The following is a 24,343-nucleotide window of genomic DNA, read 5'->3' on the forward strand; positions in this document are numbered from 1 at the left end:
GTGCGCCATGTCTTTAGCGGTGATTCAAATGGTCAGCCAGAGCGATGTGCTGGCCAATCTGCGCGATGCCCGACGTTTGCTCGAACAAGCAGCCAGCGCCGGTGCGAAGCTGGCCGTGCTGCCGGAAAACTTCGCCGCCATGGGCCGTCGCGACATCGCCGATATCGGCCGCGCCGAAGCGCTCGGCGAAGGCCCGATACTGCCGTGGTTGAAACAGACCGCCCGCGACCTCAGGTTATGGATTGTGGCCGGCACCTTGCCGTTACCGCCGGAGGGGCAGCCCGAGGCCAAGTCCCATGCCTGCTCGCTCTTGGTGAACGATCAGGGCGAAATCGTTGCACGCTATGACAAGTTGCACCTGTTCGATGTAGACGTAGCGGACAATCGCGGCCGTTACCGCGAATCCGATGACTATGCTTATGGCAGTGGCGTGGTGGTCGCAGACACGCCTGTGGGGCGATTGGGCCTGACAGTGTGTTACGACCTGCGCTTCCCGGAGCTGTACAGCGAATTGCGCGCAGCCGGGGCTGAACTGATTACCGCACCGTCGGCCTTCACCGCAGTGACGGGGGCGGCGCACTGGGATGTACTGATCCGCGCGCGGGCCATTGAAACCCAGTGTTACGTGCTGGCGGCAGCCCAGGGCGGGACGCATCCGGGGCCGCGTGAAACCTTTGGCCACGGGGCGATTGTCGACCCGTGGGGCCGCGTGCTGGCGCAGCAGGAACAAGGCGAAGCCGTGTTGCTGGCCGAACGCGACAGCAATGAACAAGCGTCCATCCGGGCGCGAATGCCGGTGACGGGTCATCGGCGGTTTTTTTCGCAGGGCGCACAGCGACCTGCTTCAGAACACGAATTTAAGGCGTAAAACCTATGAGCGAGTTGTTGTCCTCAGTCAGTGATCACCTGTTGGCGCCCGGCGGCGTGACGATCGAGAGCCTGCAAGGCGTGCTCGGTGATCTGGCGGGTCCAGGCATCGATGCGGCCGACCTGTATTTCCAGGGGCAGATTTCCGAGTCCTGGTCGCTGGAAGACGGCATCGTCAAGGAAGGCAGTTTCAACCTCGACCAGGGTGTCGGCGTGCGGGCGCAGTCCGGTGAGAAAACCGGTTTCGCCTACAGCAACGCGATCACCCTCGAAGCCCTCGGCGCAGCGGCCCGTGCGGCCCGTTCGATTTCCCGCGCCGGGCAGAACGGCACGGTGCAGGCGTTCAGTACCCAGGACGTTGCCCAGTTGTACGCGCCGGATAACCCGCTGGAAGTCCTGAGCCGCGCTGAAAAAGTCGAACTGCTCAAGCGCATCGACGTTGCGACCCGCGCCCTCGATCCGCGTATCCAACAGGTCAGCGTAAGCATGGCCGGGGTCTGGGAACGGATTCTGGTAGCTTCGACCGACGGTGGCCTGGCTGCCGATGTGCGTCCGCTGGTGCGCTTCAACGTCAGCGTAATCGTCGAGCAGAACGGCCGTCGCGAGCGTGGTGGCCATGGCGGCGGCGGGCGTACCGACTACCGTTATTTCCTCGCTGAAGACCGCGCCATGGGTTATGCCCGTGAAGCGCTGCGTCAGGCGCTGGTGAATCTGGAAGCGATTCCGGCACCGGCCGGCACCTTGCCGGTTGTTCTGGGTTCGGGCTGGTCCGGCGTGCTGCTGCACGAAGCGGTCGGCCACGGTCTGGAAGGCGATTTCAATCGCAAGGGCAGTTCCGCCTACAGCGGTCGCATGGGCGAAATGGTTGCATCCAAGCTTTGCACTATCGTCGATGACGGCACCCTGAGCGGTCGTCGCGGTTCCCTGAGCGTCGACGACGAAGGCACCCCGACCGAGTGCACTACGCTGATCGAAAACGGCGTGCTCAAGGGTTACATGCAGGACAAGCTCAATGCGCGGCTGATGGGCGTGGCCCGCACAGGCAACGGTCGTCGCGAATCCTACGCACACTTGCCGATGCCTCGGATGACCAACACTTACATGCTCGGCGGCCAGAGCGATCCGGCGGAAATCATCGCCTCGGTGAAAAAGGGCATCTACTGCGCCAACCTCGGCGGCGGTCAGGTCGACATCACCAGCGGCAAGTTCGTGTTCTCCACCAGCGAGGCTTATCTGATCGAAGACGGCAAGATCACTGCGCCGGTCAAAGGCGCAACGTTGATCGGCAACGGTCCGGAAGCGATGAGCCGGGTGTCGATGGTCGGTAACGACCTGGCGCTGGACAGCGGTGTGGGGACTTGCGGCAAGGACGGGCAGTCGGTGCCGGTGGGTGTCGGTCAGCCGACCCTGAAAATCGATGCGATCACCGTGGGTGGCACGGGCGCGTAAGAAGGGATGGAGCTTCGGGTGGCGCGCGGTGCGGCCACCCGGTGGCGAATATCAACGCAGACCGCGTTGAGTCTCGTCCAGCTCACGGATGTACTTGAAGATCTTGCGGCTTGAGGCAGGAGGTTTGTTTTGCGCAACCTCGTGCTGGGCCTGACGGATCAGGGAACGCAGTTGCTGGCGGTCGGCGTCCGGGTAATCGACGACGAATTTCTCCAGCACGGCATCGTCACCGGCGATCAGGCGGTCACGCCAGCGTTCGAGGTTGTGGAAACGCTCGTTGTACTGACGGGTAGAGGCATCGAGTTGATCGAGCAGGGTGAGAATCGCGTCAGTGTCCTGATCGCGCATCAGTTTGCCGATGAACTGCAAATGCCGTTTACGCGCGATGTTCGCGGTGTGCTTGGGCGCATCGGCCAGGGCCCGGCGCAATGCGTCGGTCAATGGCAGTTTTGCCTGCAAGTCGGGCTTGAGCGTTGTAAGGCGCTCGCCAAGGTCAACCAGAGCATGCAGCTCGCGTTTGACCTGGGATTTGCTTTTTTCTCCCGTATCGAGGGAGTCGTCGTAAGAATCAACCATGGTGGCAGTCCGCAAAGAAACGCCGCCATGATAACCAGTCGGGGGCCACTTGTCCGGCCCGGTCGCTCGAAGGCCCCAGCCGAAAGCAGAATTTGAGTGGAGATGAGCATGAGTGCAGTTGAAAGCGTCGGCCCACAGGCATTGCCGGCACTGCAGGAACAGGTCGAGCAGATCATCGCCGAAGCCAAGCGTCAGGGCGCCAGTGCCTGCGAAGTAGCGGTGTCGCTGGAGCAGGGGCTGTCGACGTCGGTGCGTCAACGTGAAGTCGAAACCGTCGAGTTCAACCGCGATCAGGGTTTTGGCATCACGTTGTATGTCGGCCAGCGCAAGGGCTCGGCCAGCACCTCCGCCACTGGACCGGATGCGATTCGCGAGACCGTTGCTGCGGCGCTGGCGATTGCCAAGCACACCTCCGAAGACGAAGCCTCGGGGTTGGCCGATGCCGCGCTGATGGCCCGGGATATTCAGGATTTCGACCTGTTCCACCAATGGGACATCACTCCGGAACAGGCCATCGAGAAGGCACTCCTCTGCGAAGCCGCCGCGTTCGACGCCGATGCGCGCATCAAGAATGCCGATGGCACCACGTTGAGCACCCATCAGGGCTGCCGCGTGTACGGTAACAGCCACGGTTTCATCGGTGGTTACGCTTCGACCCGACACAGCCTGAGCTGCGTGATGATTGCAGAAGCCGATGGCCAGATGCAGCGCGATTACTGGTATGACGTGAACCGTCAGGGCAGCTTGCTGGCGGATCCGGTGAGCATTGGTCAGCGTGCGGCACAGCGGGCGGCGAGCCGTCTGGGTGCGCGTCCGGTGCCGACCTGCGAAGTGCCGGTTTTGTTTTCGGCGGAACTGGCGGGTGGGTTGTTCGGCAGCTTCCTGTCGGCGATTTCCGGCGGCAGTCTCTATCGCAAATCGTCGTTCCTCGAAGGCACCCTGGGGCAGAAGCTGTTCCCGGAATGGCTGACTATCGACGAGCGTCCGCACCTGATGCGTGCCATGGGCAGTGCTTCCTACGATGGTGACGGCCTGGCGACCTATGCCAAACCGTTCGTCGAGAAAGGCGAGCTGGTTTCGTACATCCTTGGCACTTATTCCGGTCGCAAACTCGGCATGCCGAGCACCGCCAACGCGGGCGGCGTGCATAACCTGTTCGTCACCCATGGCGATGAAGACCAGGCTGCCTTGCTGCGGCGCATGGGGCGTGGACTGCTGGTCACCGAGTTGATGGGCCATGGCCTGAACATGGTGACCGGTGATTACTCGCGCGGTGCGGCGGGTTTCTGGGTCGAGAACGGTGAAATCCAGTTCGCGGTGCAGGAAGTGACCATCGCCGGCAACATGCGCGATATGTTCAAGCAGATCGTCGCGGTGGGTAACGATCTGGAGCTGCGCAGCAACATTCGCACCGGTTCGGTGTTGATCGAGAAGATGACTGTCGCGGGCAGCTAAGCCGCAGGCAGTTACAAAAAAGGCGCGCCACCCGATTGGGTGGCGCGCCTTTTTTTGTGTTCGCAAATTTTTCGGGTTGGTGAAGGCAGCAAAAAAGCCGCTCTTGTTTTGGTTCTCATTATCATCTAATAATAAATCTCATTATCGGATGAGCCCAGGATCATGAGTTCTGCCTTGCACGAGCAGCCGTATCTCGAAAGCTGGCGCTGGATGAGTCGCCAGATCCGTTGCGCGATGGATCCCGACGAACCGCGCCTGATCGAACACTACCTGGCCGAAGGTCGATACCTGGCCTGCTGCACGGCGACCTCGCCCTGGACGGTCGCCGAAACCTCTTTCCGTCTGCTGCTCGACACGGCCACCGACATCGCGTTGCCGTGGCACTGGCGCAGCCTCTGCCTCGATCAAGCCTGGCGCCCGCTGCGTGAAATGGAGCGCCTGTCACTGTGCCAATGCCGGCTCAAACGCTGGCAAAGCTACACCTGGCAGCTTGCCACCTGCGAGTTGCAACCCTCGATTCCTCTCATTGAATTAGTCCAAGGATTTACCGATGACCAAGACACGTATTGAGCGCGACAGCATGGGCGAACTGCAGGTGCCGGTGGACGCTCTCTACGGCGCGCAGACCCAGCGCGCAGTGGATAACTTCCCGATCAGCGGCAAACCGATGCCGACCCAGTTCATCCGCGCCCTGATTCTGGCGAAAGCGGCCGCCGCCCGCGCCAACGTCGAACTTAACCAGCTCAGCGCCGCGCAAGGCAAAGCCATCAGCGATGCCGCCCAAGGTCTGCTGGAAGGCGACTTCATGCAGCATTTTCCGGTGGATATATTCCAGACAGGCTCCGGCACCAGCTCCAACATGAACGCCAACGAAGTGATCGCCACCCTGGCCAGCCGTCTGCTCGAAGAGCCGGTGAACGCCAACGACCATGTCAACTGCGGGCAGAGCAGCAACGACATCATTCCGACCACCATCCACGTCAGCGCCGCGCTGGCCTTGCATGAACAACTGCTGCCAGCGCTGCTGCATCTGGTGCAAGTGATCGAACGCAAGTCCGAGCAAGTCCATCACCACGTCAAGACCGGCCGCACCCACTTGATGGACGCCATGCCGGTGCGCATGAGCCAGGTGCTCAACGGTTGGGCGCAGCAGCTCAAGGCCAATATCGGTCACCTGCAGGATTTGCTGCCAAGCCTGCAATCCCTGGCCCAGGGCGGCACGGCGGTCGGCACCGGGATCAATGCGCATCCGGAATTCGCTGCGCGTTTCAGCCGCCAATTGAGCCAGTTGACCAACGTCCAGTTCACACCGGGCAAGGATCTGTTCGCCCTGATCGGCTCACAAGACACTGCTGTAGCCGTGTCGGGGCAGCTCAAGGCCACTGCCGTTTCGCTGATGAAAATCGCCAACGACCTGCGCTGGATGAACTCCGGCCCGCTTGCCGGTCTCGGTGAAATCGAACTGGAAGGCCTGCAACCGGGCTCGTCGATCATGCCGGGCAAGGTCAATCCGGTGATTCCGGAAGCCACCGCCATGGTCGCCGCGCAAGTGATCGGCAATGACTCGGTGATCACCATCGCCGGGCAGTCGGGCAATTTCGAACTGAACGTAATGCTGCCGATCATCGCCCAGAACCTGTTGAGCAGCATCGAGTTGCTGGCCAACTCCAGCCGTCTTCTGGGTGACAAGGCGATTGCCAGCTTCAAGGTCAACGAGTCGCGCCTCAAGGAAGCGCTGTCGCGCAACCCGATTCTGGTCACTGCGCTCAACCCGATCATCGGTTACCAGAAAGCCGCCGAAATCGCCAAGCAGGCCTACAAACAGGGTCGCCCGGTGATCGACGTTGCGCTGGAACACACCGACCTGTCGCGCAGCCAGCTGGAAGAGTTGCTCAATCCCGAGAAGCTCACCGCCGGCGGCGTGTAAGCACCGCAACCGCTTTGGAGGTTCACCATGGAGCACTGGAAACGCACGATCGAACGGGCCAATCGCTGCTTCATGCTGGGCGAGCTGATCGATGCCCGCGAGGCCTACCTGCAAGCATTGGCCCTGGCACAGGTGTTGTTCGAGCGCTGGGCCGATGCCGACGAAGCGGTGGCGGCCTGCGTCATCTCCCACCACAACCTGGCGGATCTGCATCTGCGCCTGAATCAGCCGGAGGAGAGCGCCGAATACCTCTGCGCGATCCACCAGCGCCTGTTGCAGACCATGCAGGACGAGCGCCTGCGCCCGGCGCTGCGTGAAGCAGCCCTTCGCCAGAGCAGCAAGACCTACGTCGAGCTGCTCAATTTCATCAGCGAACACGGCGAATACCCGCGCACCCAGCGTTTGCTGCACCCGGATACCGGCAATGCGCGCCGCGCGCCTGCCCCACATCACCATGGAGTCCATTGAAATGGCTTTTACCCTGCCAGCCTTGCCTTACGCCTATGACGCACTGGAGCCGCACATTGATGCGCAAACCATGGAGATCCACTACACCAAGCATCACCAGACCTACATCAATAACCTGAACGCTGCGGTCGAGGGCACCGAGTTCGCGGAATGGCCGGTGGAGAAACTGGTTGCCAGTGTTCAGCAACTGCCGGAAAAACTCCGCGCGGCGGTGATCAATCAGGGCGGCGGTCACGCCAACCATTCGCTGTTCTGGGAAGTGATGGTGCCCGGCGGTGGCGGTAAGCCGGACGGCGCGCTGGCCAAGGCGATCGATGAGCAACTGGGTGGCCTCGACAGCTTCAAAGAGGCCTTCACCAAAGCCGCACTGACCCGCTTCGGCAGTGGCTGGGCCTGGCTCAGCGTCACCCCGGAAAAGAAACTGGTGGTGGAAAGCAGCGGTAACCAGGACAGCCCACTGATGAACGGCAACACGCCGATTCTCGGCCTCGACGTGTGGGAGCACGCCTACTATCTGCGCTATCAGAACCGTCGGCCGGAATACATCAGCGCGTTCTACAACGTGATCAACTGGCCAGAAGTCGCTGCGCGCTATCAGGCCGCGCTGGTTTAAGTCTCCTATAAAAACAATCCAAGGCTGACTATGGGCACTGAAACACTGGCGATCGGAAGTGGGCGTATGTTTCGTTACGCAATTGGATCGCTATTGCTGTTGGCGGGCATGACCTTGCTGGTCGCCCACGGACTGGAATGGCTGAATCTGGAACCGAGGCTGTCGCGAGCGTTACAGGGCGGCGCGATCTGCGCCCTCGGCACCGCCCTCGGCGCGGTTCCGGTGCTGGTGATCCGCAACATGCCCCAGGCGCTGGGCGATACGCTGCTGGGTTTTGGCGCCGGCGTGATGCTGGCGGCAACCGCGTTTTCGCTGATCGTGCCGGGAATCGCCGCCGCCGAAAGTCTGGGTCTGAGCCCGTGGGGCGCCAGCGGCCTGATCTGTTTCGGCATCATGCTCGGGGCGTTCGGCCTGTATCTGGTTGATCGCCGGGTGTCGGGTGCCTCGCCGGAAATGCTCATCGGCACTGTCGAGCATCCGGTGATTCCGCCACGGATCTGGTTGTTCGTGTTCGCCATCATTGCCCATAACATCCCGGAAGGCATGGCGGTCGGCGTCTCGGCGGGTGGTGGGATGCCGGACGCAGACAGTCTGGCGATGGGCATTGCCTTGCAGGATGTGCCGGAAGGGCTGGTGATTGCACTGGTACTGGCCGGTGCCGGGATGTCGCGGGTCAAGGCGTTTTTGATTGGTGCCGCGTCAGGTCTGGTCGAGCCGGTGTTCGCGCTGCTATGCGCTTGGCTGGTCAGTCTTGCCGAGTTGTTGCTGCCTTTGGGATTGGCGTTGGCGGCAGGCGCCATGCTGCTGGTGGTGACTCACGAGGTCATTCCGGAGTCGCGACGCAATGGTCACGAGAAGCTGGCAAGCCTGGGATTGCTGATCGGCTTCTGTCTGATGATGGTGATGGATACCGCGTTGGGATGAACCGGGAGGAGGGAGCATGCTCCCTCGCTTCAAGCGTTTTCAACCACCTTCGTCGAAGTAGTTGTTGATCAGGGTCACCAGCGCGTCCATGGCTTCCTGTTCCTGGTGGCCATCGGTACTCAGGTGGATCTTGGTGCCCTTGCCGGCTGCGAGCATCATCATCGCCATGATGCTTTTACCGTCAACCGTGGTTTCCGGGGTGCGGCCCACTCTGATCGTGCAATCGGGAAACTGGCCCGCCACTCCGACGAATTTTGCCGATGCGCGGGCGTGCAGGCCCAGCTTGTTGATGATTTCGATTTCACGAGCAGGCATCGCGGTGTGAATCCTTTAGCTGAGGTCGCGGTGGCGAACCTGGACGTTCTTCAGGGTCTTCTGCAGCGCCTGGCCAAGACGTTCGGTCAGGTAAACGGAACGGTGATGCCCGCCGGTGCAGCCGATGGCAATGGTGACGTAAGCGCGGTTGCTCGCCGCAAAGCGTGGCAACCATTTGTACAGATACGCGTAAATGTCCTGGTACATCTCCTCGACCTCCGGCTGCGCCGCCAGATATTCGGCGACCGGCTGATCGAGACCGGATTGCGCGCGCAGCTCCGGTTTCCAGTACGGGTTCGGCAGGCAGCGTACATCGAACACCAGATCCGCATCCACCGGCATGCCGCGTTTGAAACCGAACGACTCCACCAGAAACGCCGTGCCCGGCTCCGGCTGGTTCAACAGGCGCAGTTTGATGGTGTCGCGCAGCTGATAGAGATTGAGGTTGGTGGTGTTGACCTTCAGATCGGCCAGATCGGCGATCGGGCCCAGCAGAGCGGTTTCATCGTTGATGGCTTCGGCCAGAGAACGGTTGGCATTGCTGAGCGGGTGACGACGACGGGTTTCCGAAAAACGCTTGAGCAATGTTTCGTCATCGGCATCCAGGTACAGGACATCGCACTGGATATGCCGGCTGCGGACTTCCTCAAGCAGCTCGGGAAACCGCGACAGGTGGCTCGGCAGGTTGCGCGCATCGATCGAGACGGCAACCAGCGGCTGGAGCATTTCGGTGTGGACCAGCGCGCGCTCGGCGAGATCTGGCAGCAAGCCGGCCGGCAGGTTGTCAATGCAGTAGTAGCCGTTGTCCTCAAGGACATCCAGGGCGGTACTTTTACCCGAGCCGGAACGGCCACTGACAATGATCAAGCGCATGGTTACGGCCTGTTCTGTTCTTCCAGTACAACCTGGTACAACGCTTCGTTGCTTGGCGCGCTGCGCAGTCTGTCGCGCACGTCCTTGCGGTCGAGCATGCTGGCGATCTGGCGTAACAGTTCCAGGTGCGCATCGGTGGCGGCTTCCGGCACCAGCAGGACGAACAGCAGGTCCACAGGCGCGCCGTCGATAGCGTCGAAATCGATAGGAGCATCAAGGTGCATCAGCGCACTGATCGGCGCTTCGCAGCCCTTGAGGCGGCAGTGAGGAATGGCGATGCCGTTGCCAAAACCGGTGGAACCCAGTTTTTCACGGGCAATCAATGCCTCGAAGACATCTTGCATCTCCAGATCCGGGACTTCCCGGGCGATCAGGTTGGCAATTTGTTCGAGGGCTTTCTTTTTACTGCCGCCCGGCACGTTCACCATGGAACGGCCGGGGGTCAGGATACTTTCAAGTCGGATCATGGGGGTGGGGGTTATCGACCGGTAGCGCCCTGAAGCAGGCTCTGGGTCTTTTCCTTATGCTTTTTGAGTTGTTTATCAAGCTTGTCGGTCAGCGCGTCGATCGCAGCGTACATATCGGTATGTTCCGCGTTTGCGACGACCTCGTTGCCGGGAATATGCAGCGTGGCTTCGATTTTCTGCTTCAGCTTTTCGACGCACATCGTGACTTGCACGTTGGTGATCTTGTCGAAATGTCCCTCAAGCCTCTTGAGCTTTTGCTCAACGTACTCACGGAGAGGTTGGGTAACTTCCAGTTGGTGTCCACTGATGTTGACTTGCATACAGCTTCTCCTTCGTTGCCAGTGCATAAAGCGGCAGGCCGAAGAGCCTGCCACTGGAACGCTGTAACGTGGCTTACATCAACCGCTTGCGTTCGCTCGAAGGCGCGATCCCGAGGGATTCGCGGTACTTGGCGACGGTGCGGCGAGCCACCTGAATGCCTTGTGCCTCCAGTAAACCAGCGATCTTGCTGTCACTCAACGGCTTTTTCTGATTTTCCGCGGCAACCAGTTTCTTGATGATCGCGCGGATCGCCGTGGACGAGCATTCACCGCCTTCGGAGGTGCTCACATGGCTGGAGAAAAAGTATTTCAGTTCATATATGCCCCGTGGGGTATGCATGAATTTTTGCGTGGTCACGCGGGAAATCGTCGACTCGTGCATGCCCACGGCTTCAGCGATGTCATGCAGCACCAGCGGCTTCATGGCTTCGTCGCCGTACTCCAGAAAGCCGCGCTGATGCTCGACGATCTGGGTAGCCACTTTCATCAGGGTTTCGTTGCGGCTCTGCAGGCTCTTGATGAACCAGCGGGCTTCCTGCAACTGATTGCGCATGAAGGTGTTGTCGGCACTGGTGTCGGCGCGGCGCACGAAACCGGCGTACTGGGCGTTGACTCGCAGACGCGGCACCGACTCCTGATTCAGCTCGACCAGCCAGCGCTCGTTGTCCTTGCGCACGATGACGTCAGGCACCACGTACTCGGCTTCGGTGGATTCAATTTGCGAACCGGGGCGCGGGTTGAGGCTCTGCACCAGTTCGATGACCTGGCGCAGCTCGTCTTCCTTGAGCTTCATGCGGCGCATCAGCTGGCTGTAATCGCGGCTGCCGAGCAGGTCGATGTAATCGGTGACCAGGCGCTTGGCCTCGGCCAGCCAAGGGGTCTTGGCCGACAGCTGGCGCAATTGCAGCAGCAGGCATTCGCCCAGGTTGCGTGCGCCGATGCCGGCCGGTTCGAATTGCTGAATGCGGTGAAGGACGGCTTCGATCTCGTCCAGCTCGATGTCGAGCTCCGGATCAAAGGCGTCGAGGATTTCTTCGAGGGTTTCGTCGAGGTAGCCCTGATTGTTGATGCAATCGATCAGGGTGACGGCGATCAGGCGATCGGTGTCGGACATCGGTGCCAGGTTCAACTGCCACAGCAGGTGGCTTTGCAGGCTCTCGCCGGCGGAGGTGCGGGTGGTGAAGTCCCACTCGTCATCGTCGCTGCTGGGCAGGCTGCTGGCGCTGGTCTGGTAGACGTCTTCCCAGGCGGTGTCGACGGGCAGTTCGTTGGGGATTCGCTCGTTCCATTCGCCGTCTTCGAGGTTATCGACTGTCGGCGCGGTCTCCTGATAGGAGGGTTCCTGGATCTCGGTGTTGGGCTTCTGTTCGGCGTTGTCGGCCATGGGATCGGAGTTGTCGAAGTCGTCGCCGTCTTCCTGGCGTTCGAGCATCGGATTGGATTCCAGAGCCTCCTGGATTTCCTGTTGCAGATCCAGGGTCGACAATTGGAGCAGGCGGATGGCCTGTTGCAGCTGCGGTGTCATCGTCAGCTGCTGGCCCATTCTCAAGACTAGCGATGGTTTCATGGCAGGGGCTTAACACCTTATTCGCCGGCGCTATGCGCCATCCACTACAGGGCGCCGGAGCGCCAAACTTAAGCAAATTATATGCCTGAAACTGTCGTGTTTGCCTAGAGCGCTGTAACAATAAAAGCGTATAAAAAGGCGCTTCAACGTTACAGCACCCGGACGGCTGGCCGAATGCCGTCGTGCTTACAGGCGGAACTCGTGACCCAGATAGACTTCCTTCACCAGATCGTTGGCGAGGATGGTCGCGGAGTCGCCTTCGGCGATCAACTGGCCGTCGTTGACGATGTAGGCGGTTTCGCAGATATCCAGGGTCTCACGGACGTTGTGGTCGGTGATAAGAACGCCGATGCCCTTGGCCTTGAGGTGGTGAATGATCTGCTTGATGTCGCCCACGGAGATCGGGTCGACACCGGCGAACGGTTCGTCGAGCAGGATGAACTTCGGTGCCGTGGCCAGTGCGCGGGCGATTTCCACGCGGCGGCGCTCACCACCGGACAGGCTCATGCCGAGGTTGTCGCGGATGTGGCTGATGTGGAATTCCTGCAGCAGGCTTTCCAGCTCCTTGCGACGGCCGGCCTTGTCGAGCTCCTGACGAGTCTCGAGGATGGCCATGATGTTGTCGGCCACCGACAGTTTGCGGAAGATCGACGCTTCTTGCGGCAGATAGCCGATACCGGCCTTGGCGCGACCGTGCATCGGCTGGTGGCTGACGTCCAGGTCGTCGATCAGTACGCGACCCTGATCGGCCTGGACCAGGCCAACGATCATGTAGAAGCAGGTGGTCTTGCCGGCGCCGTTCGGGCCGAGCAGGCCAACGATCTGACCGCTGTCGATCGACAGGCTGACGTCGCGCACGACCTGGCGGCTTTTATAGGCCTTGGCCAGGTGCTGAGCTTTCAGAGTTGCCATTACTGGGTTTTCTCGTCGGTTTTCTTCTTCGGCTGGATCACCATGTCGATGCGCGGACGCGCTTCGGTGACCTTGCTGCCAGTGGCTCGACCGGCGCTGGCCAGTTTCTTCACCGTGTCATAGACGATTTTCTCGCCCTGAGTGGTGTTGTTGTCCTTGTCGACGACTTTTGCCTTGTCGATCAATACAACGCGGTTTTGCGCCGCGTGATACTGAATGGTCACACCCCAGCCCTGAACGGGTTTGGTGTCGCCAGCAGTCTGCAACTGTTCGAAGTAGGCGAGGTTGCCCACCGAAGTCACGACGTCGATATCGCCGTTAGGCGCACGGGTCATGGTCACGGTGTTGCCTTTGACGATCATCGAACCCTGGGTGATGATCACGTCGCCTTTGTAGGTGGCAACGCCGTTCTTGTCGTCCAGCTGGGCATCGTCGGCCTGAATGCGGATTGGCTGCTCTTGATCGTTCGGCAGAGCCCAGGCGCTCACGCTTCCCAGTGCTGCGCCCAGACTGAGCAAAATAGGGAGGGTTTTAACGAGCCTCATACTGTCCTCTTACGTTCGATAGCAGGTGTATCCTGCTTTCCTTCAAATACGCTTTCATTCCTACGCCAGTCGATACACCGCCAGCGCCGTCGATTCTAACGGGTTGCTGGGTCTGCGCATATTGCTGCTGCGGGAACACCGTCATGCGAGTGGAGGTGATCAGGGTGTCGCGGTTCTTTTCGTCGGTGCGCTTGACGCGTACCGAGTCGATCAGCTCGACCTCGGTGCCACCGGAGTTCACTTCACCGCGCTCGCTGGTCACGTGCCATGGGAAATCGGTGCCACGGAACATGTTCAGATCGGGTTTGGTGACCAGTGTAATGTCGGTCGCCTTGACGTGCTCAGCCTTGTCGGACGTCATTTCGTATTGCACTTTGCCGTCTTCGAGGTACTGGATCGTGTGGGTATTGGTCGCATACCAGTCGATCGGGCTTTCCTCTGCCGAAACCGGCGGTTTGTCGAGGAAGCGTTCCGGGCTGATGTTCCAGTAGCCGACCGCACCGAAAATCGCTGCGATGCAACCGAACAGCAGGATGTTGCGAAACTTTTTGCTAAACATGGTTGGACTCACAGGTACGCGTTGTTGGCGGCGTCGAGGCTGCCTTGGGCGCGCAGGATCAGTTCGCAGAATTCGCGGGCGGCACCTTCGCCGCCACGGGCCTGGGTCACGCCATGAGCGTGCTCGCGCACAAAGGCGGCGGCGTTGGCCACGGCCATGCCCAGCCCCACACGGCGGATCGCCGGCAGATCCGGCAGGTCGTCGCCGAGATAGGCCACTTGTTCATAGCTTAGGCCCAGTTGCTCCAGAAGACCGTCGAGAACGACGAGTTTGTCTTCGCGACCCTGAAACAGGTGCGGGATGCCCAGGTTTTTTGCCCGACGCTCGACCACCGGGGTCTTGCGACCGCTGATGATGGCGGTCTGGACGCCGGCGTTCATCAGCATCTTGATGCCCTGACCGTCGAGTGTATTGAAAGTCTTGAACTCGCTGCCGTCTTCAAGGAAGTACAGGCGCCCGTCGGTGAGGACGCCGTCGACGTCGAAAACCGCCAGTTTGATGGCTTTGCCGCGTTGCAGCAGATCGTTGCTCATTTACATCACTCCTGCGCGCAGCAGGTCGGAGAGGTTGAAGGCGCCGACCGGGCGATCTTCTTCATCCACGACAACCAGTGCGTTGATTCGGTGGTCTTCCATGATTTTCAGGGCTTCGGCAGCGAGCATTTCGGCGCGGGCGGTCTTGCCGTGCACGGTCATCACCTGGTCGATGGTGGCGCTGTGGATATCGATGCTGCGATCCAGGGTGCGGCGCAGGTCGCCGTCAGTGAAGATTCCGGCCAGTTTGCCGTCCGCTTCAAGAATGACGGTCATGCCCAGACCCTTGCGGGTCATCTCCATCAACGCGTCCTTGAGCAGGGTGCCGCGCTGTACCTGCGGCAGTTCCTGGCCGGCGTGCATGACATTTTCCACTTTCAGCAGCAGGCGTCGGCCCAGTGCGCCGCCCGGGTGGGAAAAGGCGAAGTCTTCGGCGGTGAAACCGCGCGCTTCCAGCAGCGCCACGGCCAGGGCGTCGCCCATGACCAGCGCGGCGGTGGTCGAGGAGGTCGGTGCCAGGTTCAGCGGGCAGGCTTCGTGCTCGACGTGAACGTTCAGGTTGACCTCGGCGGCCTTGGCCAGCGGCGATTGCGGGTTGCCGGTGACGCTGATCAGCTGGATGCCCAGGCGTTTGATCAGTGGCAGCAGGGTGACGATTTCGTTGGTGGAGCCGGAGTTCGACAGGGCCAGAATCACGTCGTCACGGGTGATCATGCCCATGTCGCCGTGGCTGGCCTCGGCCGGATGCACGAAAAACGCCGGGGTGCCGGTGCTGGCCAGGGTCGCGGCAATCTTGTTGCCGATGTGCCCGGACTTGCCCATGCCGACTACGACAACACGGCCCTTGCTGGCCAGAATCATCTCGCAAGCGCGTACGAAATCGGCGTCGATATGGGGCAACAAGCCTTGTACGGCTTCCACTTCGAGGCGGATGGTGCGTTGTGCCGATTGAATCAGGTCGCTGGTTTGGCTCATGTCAGAAATCGTATAGCCCGATGAAAAGGCGGCGATTATAGCGGTTATGTTGAAAAGCCTCACGCAAGTTCGTCGTGCTTTGTCATTCCTCGTTACCAAAACTCTGTAAATAAGGCTTCAAGCCCTTCAACTCGCCGAATGCGGGCCGGTGCAGGCCTTGGGCGCTTGCCCTTTGCAGTGATATAGTTCGCCGCCAGTTCGGCCTGCCCGGGATGTAGGGGCTTTCTTCCAGGAAGCCAGGCGTCCGAGTGAGAGGCTGCATCGCAAGGAGTTTAGATGAGTGCCGATAACGCCTACGCGGTCGAGCTGAAGGGAGTCTCCTTCAAGCGCGGTGCGCGGAGCATTTTCAATAACGTCGATATCCGCATCCCGCGCGGCAAGGTCACCGGCATCATGGGGCCTTCCGGGTGTGGCAAGACCACGCTGTTGCGCCTGATGGGCGCCCAGTTGCGGCCATCCAAGGGCGAGGTCTGGGTCAACGGCCAGAACCTGCCGAAGCTGTCGCGCAGCGATCTGTTCGATGCGCGCAAGCACATGGGCGTACTGTTTCAGAGCGGTGCGCTGTTCACCGATCTCGATGTGTTCGAGAACGTCGCCTTTCCGCTGCGCGTTCATACAGACCTGCCGGACGAGATGATCCGCGACATCGTGCTGCTCAAATTGCAGGCGGTGGGGCTGCGCGGTGCGATCGAACTGATGCCCGACGAGCTGTCCGGCGGCATGAAACGCCGTGTCGCACTGGCCCGGGCCATTGCCCTCGATCCGCAGATCCTCATGTACGACGAACCGTTCGTCGGCCAGGATCCGATCGCCATGGGCGTTCTGGTTCGCCTGATCCGTCTGCTCAACGATGCCCTGGGGATTACCAGCATCGTGGTCTCCCACGACCTCGCCGAAACCGCGAGCATCGCCGACTACATCTATGTGGTCGGTGATGGCCAGGTATTGGGGCAGGGCACGCCGGACGAACTGATGAGCTCGGACGATCCGCGTATCCGCCAGTTCATGACCGGTGAACCCGACGGCCCGGTGCCGTATCACTTTCCAGCGCCGGATTACCGCGCCGATCTTCTGGGGAAGCGCCGCTGATGCGCAGAATTACATTAATGGAGCGTGTGCGTCGTTTCGGTCTCGCCGGAATCGACAGCGTCGCAGTGTTCGGGCGTTCGACCCTGTTCCTGTTTCATGCCTTGCTCGGGCGTGGTGGCATCGGCGGCGGTTTCGGCCTGCTGGTCAAGCAGCTGCATTCCGTCGGCGTGATGTCGCTGGTGATCATCGTGGTGTCCGGGATCTTCATCGGCATGGTGCTGGCGCTGCAGGGCTTCAACATCCTTTCGAGCTATGGCTCGGAGCAGGCTGTCGGCCAGATGGTGGCACTGACCCTGTTGCGTGAGCTGGGGCCGGTGGTGACTGCGCTGCTGTTCGCCGGGCGTGCAGGTTCGGCGCTGACGGCGGAAATCGGCAACATGAAATCCACCGAACAGTTGTCCAGCCTGGAAATGATCGGGGTCGACCCGCTCAAGTACATCATTGCCCCGCGTCTGTGGGCCGGCTTCATTTCCCTGCCAGTGCTGGCGATGATCTTCAGCGTGGTCGGCATCTGGGGCGGTTCGTGGGTCGCCGTCGACTGGCTGGGCGTCTACGAAGGTTCCTACTGGTCGAACATGCAGAACAGCGTGAGCTTCGGTGACGATGTGCTCAACGGCATCATCAAAAGTGCAGTATTCGCTTTTGTCGTCACCTGGATCGCCGTATTTCAAGGCTATGACTGCGAACCCACTTCCGAGGGGATCAGCCGTGCCACCACCAAGACCGTGGTTTACGCCTCGCTGGCAGTACTCGGCCTGGACTTTATTCTGACCGCTTTGATGTTTGGAGATTTCTGATGCAAAACCGCACCCTGGAAATCGGTGTCGGCCTGTTCCTGCTGGCAGGGATCCTGGCCTTGTTGCTGCTCGCCCTGCGGGTCAGTGGCCTGTCTCCGACTTCGACCACCGATACCTACAAGCTTTACGCCTATTTCGACAATATCGCCGGTTTGACGGTCAGAGCCAAAGTGACCATGGCGGGTGTGACCATCGGCAAGGTCACCGCGATCGATCTGGACCGCGACAGCTTCACCGGTCGGGTGACCCTGCAAGTGGATAAAAGCGTCGACAACCTGCCGACCGACTCCACAGCATCTATCCTGACAGCGGGTCTGCTGGGCGAGAAATACATCGGTATCAGCGTGGGCGGGGAAGACACCCGCCTGAAGGATGGTGGAACCATCCACGACACACAGTCGTCTCTGGTACTGGAAGACCTGATCGGTAAATTCCTGCTCAATACCGTTAGCAAAGACGCCAAATGAGGAGCTTTTGAATGATCTCTACCTTGCGACGTGGCCTGTTGGTGTTGCTTGCGGCACTGCCGCTGGTGGCTAACGCCGTGGCGGCACAATCGGCGCACGATCTGGTTCAGGACACCACAAACCGGATGCTCGCCGATCTGTCGGCCAACAAAGAGAAGTACAAGCAGGATCCGCAGGACTTCTACACCGCGTTGAACACCATCGTCGGGCCGGTCGTGGATGCCGAGGGCATTTCCAAGAGCATCATGACGGTCAAGTATTCGCGCAAGGCAACCCCGGCGCAGATGAAGACCTTCGAGGAAAACTTCAAGCGCGGCCTGTTCCAGTTCTACGGCAACGCGCTGCTCGAGTACAACAACCAGGGCATCACCGTTGATGCTCCCAAGGATGAGTCGGGCGACCGCACCAGCGTCGGCATGACCGTCAAGGGCAACAACGGCGCGATCTATCCGGTGTCGTACACCCTGGAGAAGATCAACGGCGAGTGGAAACTGCGTAACGTGATCATCAACGGCATCAACATCGGCAAGCTGTTCCGTGACCAGTTCGCCGACGCCATGCAGCGCAATGGCAACGACCTGGACAAGACCATCAATGGCTGGGCCGGTGAAGTCGCCAAGGCCAAGCAGTCGGCCGAGCAGAACGAGAAGCCAGCCCAATGACCGAGTCGGCCATTCGTCTGGACGAAGCCAGTGAGCTGCAGCTCAGTGGCGTGCTGGATTACCGCACCGGCCCTGATCTGCGCGAGCAGGGCCGGGCGCTGATCAAGTCGTGCAATGCCCCGGCATTGGTGATCGATTGCTCGGCGGTGGAGAAGTCCAGCAGCGTCGGTCTGTCGCTGCTGCTGTGCTTCATTCGCGATGCAAAGGCCGCCGGCAAGGCGGTCAGCATTCGCGGGATGCCCGAAGACATGCGCGAAATTGCTCAGGTCAGCGAACTGACCGAGCTGTTGGCGCAACCCTGAACCCGCATCTATAGAGAAGCCCCCCGTCAGAGTCCTGCGCAGCGGGGTTCGCAGGCGCGGGGCTTTTTTGTATGATGTCCGACCCGTGCGCACAGGGCGCCGATTGAGGTTGAGCATGCAGGCCGTAGAAGTGAAGAGCTTCCTTGAAGGAAAGCTGCCAGGAACGCAGGTGGAAGTTGAAGGCGAAGGCTGCAACTTTCAGCTGAACGTGATTAGTGATGAACTGGCGGCGTTGAGCCCGGTCAAGCGTCAGCAAAGCATCTATGCCCATTTGAACCCTTGGATCGCCGATGGCAGCATCCACGCGGTCACTATGAAATTTTTCAGCAGCGCGGCCTGGGCCGAGCGCACCTGAGCCCTAGGGCGTCGAGATTCTTATGGATAAATTGATTATTACCGGTGGCGCTCGTCTTGATGGCGAGATCCGCATCTCCGGGGCGAAGAACTCCGCCCTGCCGATCCTGGCTGCCACCCTGCTGTGCGATGGCCCGGTTACCGTTGGCAACCTGCCGCACCTGCACGACATCACCACCATGATCGAGCTGTTCGGTCGCATGGGCATCGAGCCTGTGATCGACGAGAAGCTCAGCGTCGAAATCGACCCGCGCACCATCAAGACCCTGATCGCTCCGTACGAACTGGTGAAAACCATGCGTGCCTCGATCCTGGTGCTGGGCCCGATGGTTGCGCGTTTCGGTGAAGCCGAAGTCGCACTGCCTGGCGGTTGCGCCATCGGTTCGCGTCCGGTCGACCTGCACATCCGTGGCCTGGAAGCCATGGGCGCGGTCATCGACGTCGAAGGCGGCTACATCAAGGCCAAGGCGCCTGAAGGCGGCCTGCGCGGCGCGCACTTCTTCTTCGATACCGTCAGCGTGACCGGTACCGAGAACATCATGATGGCTGCCGCTCTGGCCAAGGGCCGCAGCGTGTTGCAGAACGCCGCCCGTGAACCTGAAGTGGTCGACCTGGCGAACTTCCTCAACGCCATGGGCGCCAAGGTGTCCGGTGCTGGCACCGACACCATCACCATCGATGGCGTCGAGCGTCTGGGTTCGGCTTTCTACAAAGTCATGCCTGACCGCATCGAAACCGGTACCTACCTGGTGGCCGCTGCGGTCACCGGTGGCCGCGTGAAGGTCAAGGACACCGATCCGACCATTCTCGAAGCCGTTCTGGAAAAACTCCGTGAAGCCGGCGCAGAAATCACCTGTGGTGAAGACTGGATCGAGCTGAACATGCACGGCAAGCGCCCGAAAGCGGTCAACGTGCGCACTGCGCCGTACCCGGCGTTCCCGACCGACATGCAGGCGCAGTTCATTTCGCTCAACGCCATTGCCGAAGGTACTGGCGCGGTCATCGAGACAATCTTCGAAAACCGCTTCATGCACGTGTACGAACTGCACCGCATGGGCGCGCATATCCAGGTCGAAGGCAACACCGCCATCGTGACCGGCATCGAAACACTCAAGGGCGCGCCAGTGATGGCAACCGACCTGCGTGCTTCGGCGAGCCTGGTGATTTCGGCGCTGGTGGCACAGGGCGATACCCTGATCGACCGCATCTACCACATCGACCGTGGTTACGAGTGCATTGAGGAAAAACTGCAGATGCTGGGCGCCAAGATCCGTCGCGTTCCGGGCTGATCGCTGCATCTGGACACAGGGAAGTGTCCGTTGAATTCGTTTTGATCGGGGGTGGCAACGCCCTCGATGTATGTCCGGCGCCGATTGCGACCGGACATGAGTACTTTGATAAGGACTGACGTTTCCCATGTTGACCATCGCACTGTCCAAGGGCCGCATCCTTGACGACACCCTGCCGCTTCTCGCCGAAGCGGGCATCGTGCCGACCGAGAATCCGGACAAGAGCCGCAAGCTGATCATCCCCACGACCCAGGAAGACGTTCGCCTGTTGATCGTGCGGGCCACCGACGTGCCGACCTATGTCGAGCATGGCGCGGCCGACCTCGGCGTTGCCGGTAAAGATGTGCTGATGGAATACACCGGCCAGGGCCTGTACGAGCCGCTGGATCTGCAGATTGCCCAGTGCAAGCTGATGACCGCCGGCAAGGTCGGCGCGGTCGAGCCCAAGGGCCGCCTGCGCGTCGCCACCAAATTCGTCAACGTTGCCAAGCGTTACTACGCCGAGCAGGGTCGTCAGGTCGACATCATCAAGCTGTATGGCTCGATGGAGCTGGCGCCACTGATCGGCCTGGCCGACAAGATCATCGACGTGGTCGACACCGGCAACACCCTGCGCGCCAACGGCCTGGAACCTCAGGAGCTGATCGCCACGATCAGCTCGCGTCTGGTGGTCAACAAGGCTTCGATGAAAATGCAACACGCCCGAATCCAGGCGTTGATCGACACCCTGCGCAAGGCAGTGGAGTCTCGACACCGCGGCTGATTTACCTGCGCGACCTTCAGGTTGCGCCGTCTATCCGCCTCATAGCCAGAATCTCAGGTGCCCAAGCGGATCGAATGGTAGTTTCGGGCGCCTGAGTTTTTGCCATTCCTATGAGGCTCTCGCTATGACCGCACCGACTGCAATTCGCCGACTCAACGCTGCTGACCCGGATTTCGCGCATCATCTGGATCATCTGCTGAGCTGGGAAAGTGTGTCTGACGACTCGGTCAATCAGCGGGTGCTGGACATCATCAAGGCTGTGCGCGAGCGCGGTGACGCGGCACTGGTCGAGTTCACCCAGAAGTTCGACGGCCTCGAAGTCGCTTCGATGGCGGACCTGATCCTGCCGCGCGAGCGTCTGGAACTGGCCCTGACCCGCATCACTGTCCCGCAACGCGAAGCACTGGAAAAAGCCGCCGCTCGCGTGCGCAGCTATCACGAAAAACAGAAGCAGGACTCCTGGAGCTACACCGAAGCCGACGGCACGGTGCTGGGCCAGAAAGTCACGCCACTGGATCGCGCCGGTCTGTACGTGCCGGGTGGCAAAGCGTCGTACCCGTCGTCGGTGTTAATGAACGCGATTCCGGCCAAGGTCGCCGGCGTGACCGAAGTGGTCATGGTGGTGCCGACCCCGCGCGGTGAAGTCAACGAGCTGGTGCTGGCGGCGGCGTGCATCGCCGGCGTCGACCGCGTTTTCACCATCGGTGGTGCGCAAGCCGTTGCCGCATTGGCCTATGGCACCGAAAGCGTGCCGCAGGTGGACAAGGTCGTCGGCCCGGGCAACATCTATGTCGCCACTGCCAAACGTCACGTATTCGGTCAGGTCGGCATCGACATGATCGCCGGCCCGTCGGAAATCCTCGTGGTGTGCGACGGCCAGACCGATCCGGACTGGATCGCCATGGACCTGTTCTCCCAGGCCGAACACGACGAAGACGCCCAGGCGATTCTGGTCAGCCCGGACGCCGAGTTCCTCGACAAGGTCGCCGCCAGCATCGACAAACTGCTGCCGACCATGGATCGCGCGACCATCATCGAAACCTCGATTAATGGCCGTGGTGCACTGATCCACGTGCGCGACATGGCCCAGGCCATCGAAGTCGCCAACCGCATCGCCCCGGAGCACCTTGAGCTGTCGGTCGCCGACCCGCAGGCCTGGCTGCCGCAGATCCGCCACGCCGGCGCGATCTTCATGGGCCGCCACACCTCCGAAGCGCTGGGCGACTACTGCGCAGGTCCGAACCACGTGCTGCCGACGTCCGGCACCGCGCGTTTCTCTTCGCCGCTGGGCGTGTATGACTTCCAGAAACGTTCGTCGATCATCTTCTGCTCCGAGGCCGGTGCTTCCGATCTGGGTAAGACCGCATCGATCCTGGCCCGTGGCGAATCGCTGAGCGCCCACGCGCGCAGCGCCGAATACCGCATCAAAGACGAAGTGAAGGGGAACTGAACATGAGTAAATTCTGGAGCCCGTTCGTCAAGGATCTGGTGCCGTATGTGCCTGGCGAGCAGCCGAAGCTGACCCGTCTGGTCAAACTCAACACCAACGAAAACCCGTACGGCCCGTCGCCAAAAGCCCTGGCGGCGATGCAGACCGAACTCAACGACAACCTGCGTCTATACCCTGATCCGAACAGTGACCTGCTGAAGAACGCCGTCGCCAAGTATTACGGCGTACAAAGCAATCAGGTGTTCCTCGGCAACGGTTCGGACGAAGTGCTGGCGCACATCTTCCACGGCCTGCTGCAACACGATCAGCCGATCCTGTTCCCGGACATCAGCTACAGCTTTTATCCGGTCTACTGTGGCCTCTACGGCATCGATTTCGATGCGGTGCCGCTGGATGCGCAGTTCCAGATCAACCCGGCGGACTACGCCAAGCCGAACGGCGGGATCATCTTCCCCAACCCGAACGCACCGACCGGTTGCCTGCTGGCACTGGAAGCGGTCGAGCAGATCCTCAAGGCCAGCCCGGATTCGGTGGTGGTGGTCGACGAGGCCTACATCGACTTCGGCGGCGAGACCGCGATCAGCCTGGTGGACCGTTATCCGAACCTGCTGGTCACCCAGACTCTGTCCAAGTCCCGTTCGCTGGCGGGCCTGCGGGTCGGTCTGGCGGTCGGCCACCCGGACCTGGTCGAGGCGCTGGAGCGGATCAAGAACAGCTTCAACTCCTACCCGATCGATCGCATGGCGAATGTCGGCGCGGCGGCGGCGTTCGAAGATCGCGAGTACTTCGACAAGACCTGCGCACTGGTGATCGAGAGTCGCGAATGGGTGGTTGCGCAGTTGCAGGCCAAGGGCTTTGAAGTGCTGCCGTCGGCCGCGAACTTCATCTTCGCCCGGCATCCGCAACACGATGCGGCAGGGCTGGCAGCCAAACTGCGTGAACAGGGCGTGATCGTGCGCCACTTCAAGCAGGAGCGGATTGCCCAGTTCCTGCGGATCTCGATCGGCACGCCGGAGCAGAATCAGGCGTTGATCGACGGTCTGGGCGAACTCTGAAACGACGCTGATCCCTGTGGGTTTTGTCCCGCAGGGATCAGCGCTGGTTTATTCGTGATGCGGTTCGCCAAGGAACGTCAACGAACTGAACAACCCTCTGCTGCTCACTTCTGAACTGTCCTTCACCGGCACTTCCACCTGCGCCGCAATCACATTCAATCCCTCATTACGCACCAGCACCTGCGCGCGGCCGTCCTTGTCGGTTTCAGTGCTCAAGGTATTCGGCGCGCTGCGGTAGTCACCGATCAACTTCACGCCCGCGGCCGGTTTGCCATCCAGCAACACACGCACCGGCAATGATTTCCCCGGCCCGACGGTCAGCGGATCGACCTCCGGCAAAATCAGCAATTTGATCTGATCCAGTTTAGGCAGCTTCGCTCCCGGCTGATAAATCGCCAGGCTGTACTTGAGTGTCTCGGTCGACTCTATGGCGCCCGGGACTTTGCTGCGCCCCTCGTTGATCCATTTCTTGTCGGCGGTTTGCGACCACATGCCGTTGTTCAGGGCCACGGCCAACACCGCTGGCGGTTTCAACGGTTGCAGGCGGGCGTGATCCGCCAGGCGCTGCACACTGACGGGAATCATCTTGCCGCTCGCGTCAAAGGCCCACGCCCCGCTGATTTTTTGTGGTTTGAACGCATTGTCCTCGGCACCGTGGCCGTAGACGACTTCGATATTGCCGCGTCGTTGTTCGGTCCACAAACCGTGGGCCGAGGCGTGAGTGGCGAACAGCGCGGCGATGAGCAGCAGGGATTTGCCGTAATGCATGG

The 24,343-nt window shown here is 60.7% G+C and carries 30 protein-coding genes; 18 read left to right on the forward strand and 12 right to left on the reverse strand.

The genetic code is table 11. From position 1 onward, the window contains the following. Positions 1-7: 7 nt before the first annotated feature. The gene (locus ABTV87_RS04350; protein ID WP_433899042.1) at positions 8-868 is read left to right on the forward strand and encodes a carbon-nitrogen hydrolase family protein; all 861 of its coding nucleotides are present in this window, start codon (positions 8-10) and stop codon (positions 866-868) included. 5 nt (positions 869-873) lie between these two features. After that, entirely contained in the window at positions 874-2,316 is a 1,443-nt protein-coding gene (gene tldD, locus ABTV87_RS04355) for a metalloprotease TldD (protein WP_007953601.1), read from the forward strand. A 51-nt stretch (positions 2,317-2,367) separates the two neighbouring features. Here tldD and yjgA read toward each other — a convergent pair whose 3' ends face one another. Next, a complete protein-coding gene (yjgA, locus tag ABTV87_RS04360; RefSeq protein WP_007953598.1) occupies positions 2,368-2,892 on the reverse strand; it encodes a ribosome biogenesis factor YjgA in 525 nt (174 codons plus the stop codon). A gap of 108 nt (positions 2,893-3,000) precedes the next feature. Here yjgA and pmbA point away from each other — a divergent pair, with 108 nt between their 5' ends. The 6 genes from pmbA (at position 3,001) to ABTV87_RS04390 (ending at position 8,279) form a co-directional block, all read left to right on the forward strand. Then, positions 3,001-4,347: a metalloprotease PmbA gene (gene pmbA, locus ABTV87_RS04365; protein WP_039769277.1), complete on the forward strand. Its 1,347-nt coding sequence runs from the start codon at positions 3,001-3,003 to the stop codon at positions 4,345-4,347. A 162-nt stretch (positions 4,348-4,509) separates the two neighbouring features. Next, positions 4,510-4,917: a FagA protein gene (locus ABTV87_RS04370; protein ID WP_433899043.1), complete on the forward strand. Its 408-nt coding sequence runs from the start codon at positions 4,510-4,512 to the stop codon at positions 4,915-4,917. Continuing rightward, a complete protein-coding gene (locus ABTV87_RS04375) occupies positions 4,898-6,274 on the forward strand; it encodes a class II fumarate hydratase (protein WP_007953592.1) in 1,377 nt (458 codons plus the stop codon). Before ABTV87_RS04370 ends, ABTV87_RS04375 begins: the two co-directional genes overlap by 20 nt. A 27-nt stretch (positions 6,275-6,301) precedes the next feature. Then, positions 6,302-6,742: a hypothetical protein gene (locus ABTV87_RS04380; protein WP_007953590.1), complete on the forward strand. Its 441-nt coding sequence runs from the start codon at positions 6,302-6,304 to the stop codon at positions 6,740-6,742. Position 6,743: 1 nt separating this feature from the next. Beyond that, the gene (locus ABTV87_RS04385) at positions 6,744-7,355 is read left to right on the forward strand and encodes a superoxide dismutase (RefSeq protein WP_045121714.1); all 612 of its coding nucleotides are present in this window, start codon (positions 6,744-6,746) and stop codon (positions 7,353-7,355) included. Between the two features lie 30 nt (positions 7,356-7,385). Further along, positions 7,386-8,279, forward strand: coding sequence for a ZIP family metal transporter (locus ABTV87_RS04390; protein WP_085608078.1), 894 nt, complete (start codon positions 7,386-7,388; stop codon positions 8,277-8,279). A gap of 39 nt (positions 8,280-8,318) precedes the next feature. Here the strand turns inward: ABTV87_RS04390 and ABTV87_RS04395 are convergent, their stop codons facing one another. The 10 genes from ABTV87_RS04395 to ABTV87_RS04440 all read right to left on the reverse strand — a co-directional run bounded on the left by ABTV87_RS04395 (position 8,319) and on the right by ABTV87_RS04440 (position 15,345). Further along, positions 8,319-8,594: an HPr family phosphocarrier protein gene (locus ABTV87_RS04395; protein ID WP_007953585.1), complete on the reverse strand. Its 276-nt coding sequence runs from the start codon at positions 8,592-8,594 to the stop codon at positions 8,319-8,321. Positions 8,595-8,609: 15 nt separating this feature from the next. After that, complete coding sequence (gene rapZ, locus ABTV87_RS04400; protein ID WP_007953582.1) at positions 8,610-9,467, reverse strand: RNase adapter RapZ; 858 nt, start codon at positions 9,465-9,467, stop codon at positions 8,610-8,612. Positions 9,468-9,469: 2 nt separating this feature from the next. Further along, positions 9,470-9,934 carry a PTS IIA-like nitrogen regulatory protein PtsN gene (gene ptsN / locus ABTV87_RS04405; RefSeq protein ID WP_433899044.1) on the reverse strand — a complete coding sequence of 155 codons (465 nt, stop codon included), beginning with the start codon at positions 9,932-9,934 and terminating at the stop codon, positions 9,470-9,472. An 11-nt stretch (positions 9,935-9,945) separates the two neighbouring features. After that, the gene (gene hpf, locus ABTV87_RS04410) at positions 9,946-10,254 is read right to left on the reverse strand and encodes a ribosome hibernation-promoting factor, HPF/YfiA family (protein WP_007953578.1); all 309 of its coding nucleotides are present in this window, start codon (positions 10,252-10,254) and stop codon (positions 9,946-9,948) included. Between the two features lie 73 nt (positions 10,255-10,327). Next, entirely contained in the window at positions 10,328-11,821 is a 1,494-nt protein-coding gene (locus ABTV87_RS04415; protein WP_011332472.1) for an RNA polymerase factor sigma-54, read from the reverse strand. A 186-nt stretch (positions 11,822-12,007) separates the two neighbouring features. Beyond that, complete coding sequence (gene lptB / locus ABTV87_RS04420) at positions 12,008-12,733, reverse strand: LPS export ABC transporter ATP-binding protein (protein ID WP_007953572.1); 726 nt, start codon at positions 12,731-12,733, stop codon at positions 12,008-12,010. Beyond that, positions 12,733-13,278 carry a lipopolysaccharide transport periplasmic protein LptA gene (lptA, locus tag ABTV87_RS04425; protein WP_007953570.1) on the reverse strand — a complete coding sequence of 182 codons (546 nt, stop codon included), beginning with the start codon at positions 13,276-13,278 and terminating at the stop codon, positions 12,733-12,735. Before lptA ends, lptB begins: the two co-directional genes overlap by 1 nt. Then, positions 13,265-13,837 carry an LPS export ABC transporter periplasmic protein LptC gene (gene lptC, locus ABTV87_RS04430; RefSeq protein WP_007953568.1) on the reverse strand — a complete coding sequence of 191 codons (573 nt, stop codon included), beginning with the start codon at positions 13,835-13,837 and terminating at the stop codon, positions 13,265-13,267. The genes lptA and lptC overlap by 14 nt, the downstream gene beginning before the upstream one ends. A gap of 8 nt (positions 13,838-13,845) precedes the next feature. After that, on the reverse strand, positions 13,846-14,370 hold the full coding sequence (locus tag ABTV87_RS04435) for a KdsC family phosphatase (RefSeq protein ID WP_433899045.1): 525 nt from the start codon (positions 14,368-14,370) through the stop codon (positions 13,846-13,848). Then, on the reverse strand, positions 14,371-15,345 hold the full coding sequence (locus ABTV87_RS04440; RefSeq protein ID WP_007953565.1) for a KpsF/GutQ family sugar-phosphate isomerase: 975 nt from the start codon (positions 15,343-15,345) through the stop codon (positions 14,371-14,373). Between the two features lie 276 nt (positions 15,346-15,621). On the opposite strand from ABTV87_RS04440, the gene ABTV87_RS04445 reads away from it, so the two are divergent. The 10 genes from ABTV87_RS04445 (at position 15,622) to hisC (ending at position 23,573) form a co-directional block, all read left to right on the forward strand. Continuing rightward, complete coding sequence (locus ABTV87_RS04445; protein WP_007953564.1) at positions 15,622-16,434, forward strand: ATP-binding cassette domain-containing protein; 813 nt, start codon at positions 15,622-15,624, stop codon at positions 16,432-16,434. Continuing rightward, positions 16,434-17,231: a lipid asymmetry maintenance ABC transporter permease subunit MlaE gene (gene mlaE, locus ABTV87_RS04450; RefSeq protein WP_007953561.1), complete on the forward strand. Its 798-nt coding sequence runs from the start codon at positions 16,434-16,436 to the stop codon at positions 17,229-17,231. The genes ABTV87_RS04445 and mlaE overlap by 1 nt, the downstream gene beginning before the upstream one ends. Continuing rightward, positions 17,231-17,698, forward strand: a complete 468-nt coding sequence (gene mlaD, locus ABTV87_RS04455; protein WP_007953559.1) for an outer membrane lipid asymmetry maintenance protein MlaD — start codon at positions 17,231-17,233, stop codon at positions 17,696-17,698. The genes mlaE and mlaD overlap by 1 nt, the downstream gene beginning before the upstream one ends. An 11-nt stretch (positions 17,699-17,709) precedes the next feature. After that, positions 17,710-18,360: an MlaC/ttg2D family ABC transporter substrate-binding protein gene (locus tag ABTV87_RS04460; RefSeq protein WP_085608079.1), complete on the forward strand. Its 651-nt coding sequence runs from the start codon at positions 17,710-17,712 to the stop codon at positions 18,358-18,360. Then, positions 18,357-18,662: an STAS domain-containing protein gene (locus ABTV87_RS04465; RefSeq protein WP_007953557.1), complete on the forward strand. Its 306-nt coding sequence runs from the start codon at positions 18,357-18,359 to the stop codon at positions 18,660-18,662. Before ABTV87_RS04460 ends, ABTV87_RS04465 begins: the two co-directional genes overlap by 4 nt. A 115-nt stretch (positions 18,663-18,777) precedes the next feature. Then, positions 18,778-19,017, forward strand: a complete 240-nt coding sequence (locus tag ABTV87_RS04470; protein ID WP_007953556.1) for a BolA family protein — start codon at positions 18,778-18,780, stop codon at positions 19,015-19,017. Positions 19,018-19,039: 22 nt separating this feature from the next. Further along, complete coding sequence (gene murA, locus ABTV87_RS04475; RefSeq protein WP_007953555.1) at positions 19,040-20,305, forward strand: UDP-N-acetylglucosamine 1-carboxyvinyltransferase; 1,266 nt, start codon at positions 19,040-19,042, stop codon at positions 20,303-20,305. Positions 20,306-20,432: 127 nt separating this feature from the next. Next, positions 20,433-21,068, forward strand: a complete 636-nt coding sequence (gene hisG, locus ABTV87_RS04480; protein ID WP_007953554.1) for an ATP phosphoribosyltransferase — start codon at positions 20,433-20,435, stop codon at positions 21,066-21,068. Positions 21,069-21,192: 124 nt separating this feature from the next. Further along, the gene (gene hisD / locus ABTV87_RS04485) at positions 21,193-22,518 is read left to right on the forward strand and encodes a histidinol dehydrogenase (protein WP_433899046.1); all 1,326 of its coding nucleotides are present in this window, start codon (positions 21,193-21,195) and stop codon (positions 22,516-22,518) included. Between the two features lie 2 nt (positions 22,519-22,520). Continuing rightward, positions 22,521-23,573 (forward strand): histidinol-phosphate transaminase, encoded by a 1,053-nt coding sequence (gene hisC / locus ABTV87_RS04490; protein WP_433899047.1) that lies wholly within the window; start codon positions 22,521-22,523, stop codon positions 23,571-23,573. A 48-nt stretch (positions 23,574-23,621) separates the two neighbouring features. Here the strand turns inward: hisC and ABTV87_RS04495 are convergent, their stop codons facing one another. Then, positions 23,622-24,341 (reverse strand): DUF4198 domain-containing protein, encoded by a 720-nt coding sequence (locus ABTV87_RS04495; protein WP_433899048.1) that lies wholly within the window; start codon positions 24,339-24,341, stop codon positions 23,622-23,624. Positions 24,342-24,343: the final 2 nt, after the last annotated feature.

Source organism: Pseudomonas sp. PSE1(2024) (assembly GCF_050990555.1).
Classification (GTDB): Bacteria; Pseudomonadota; Gammaproteobacteria; order Pseudomonadales; family Pseudomonadaceae; genus Aquipseudomonas; species Aquipseudomonas aphyarum.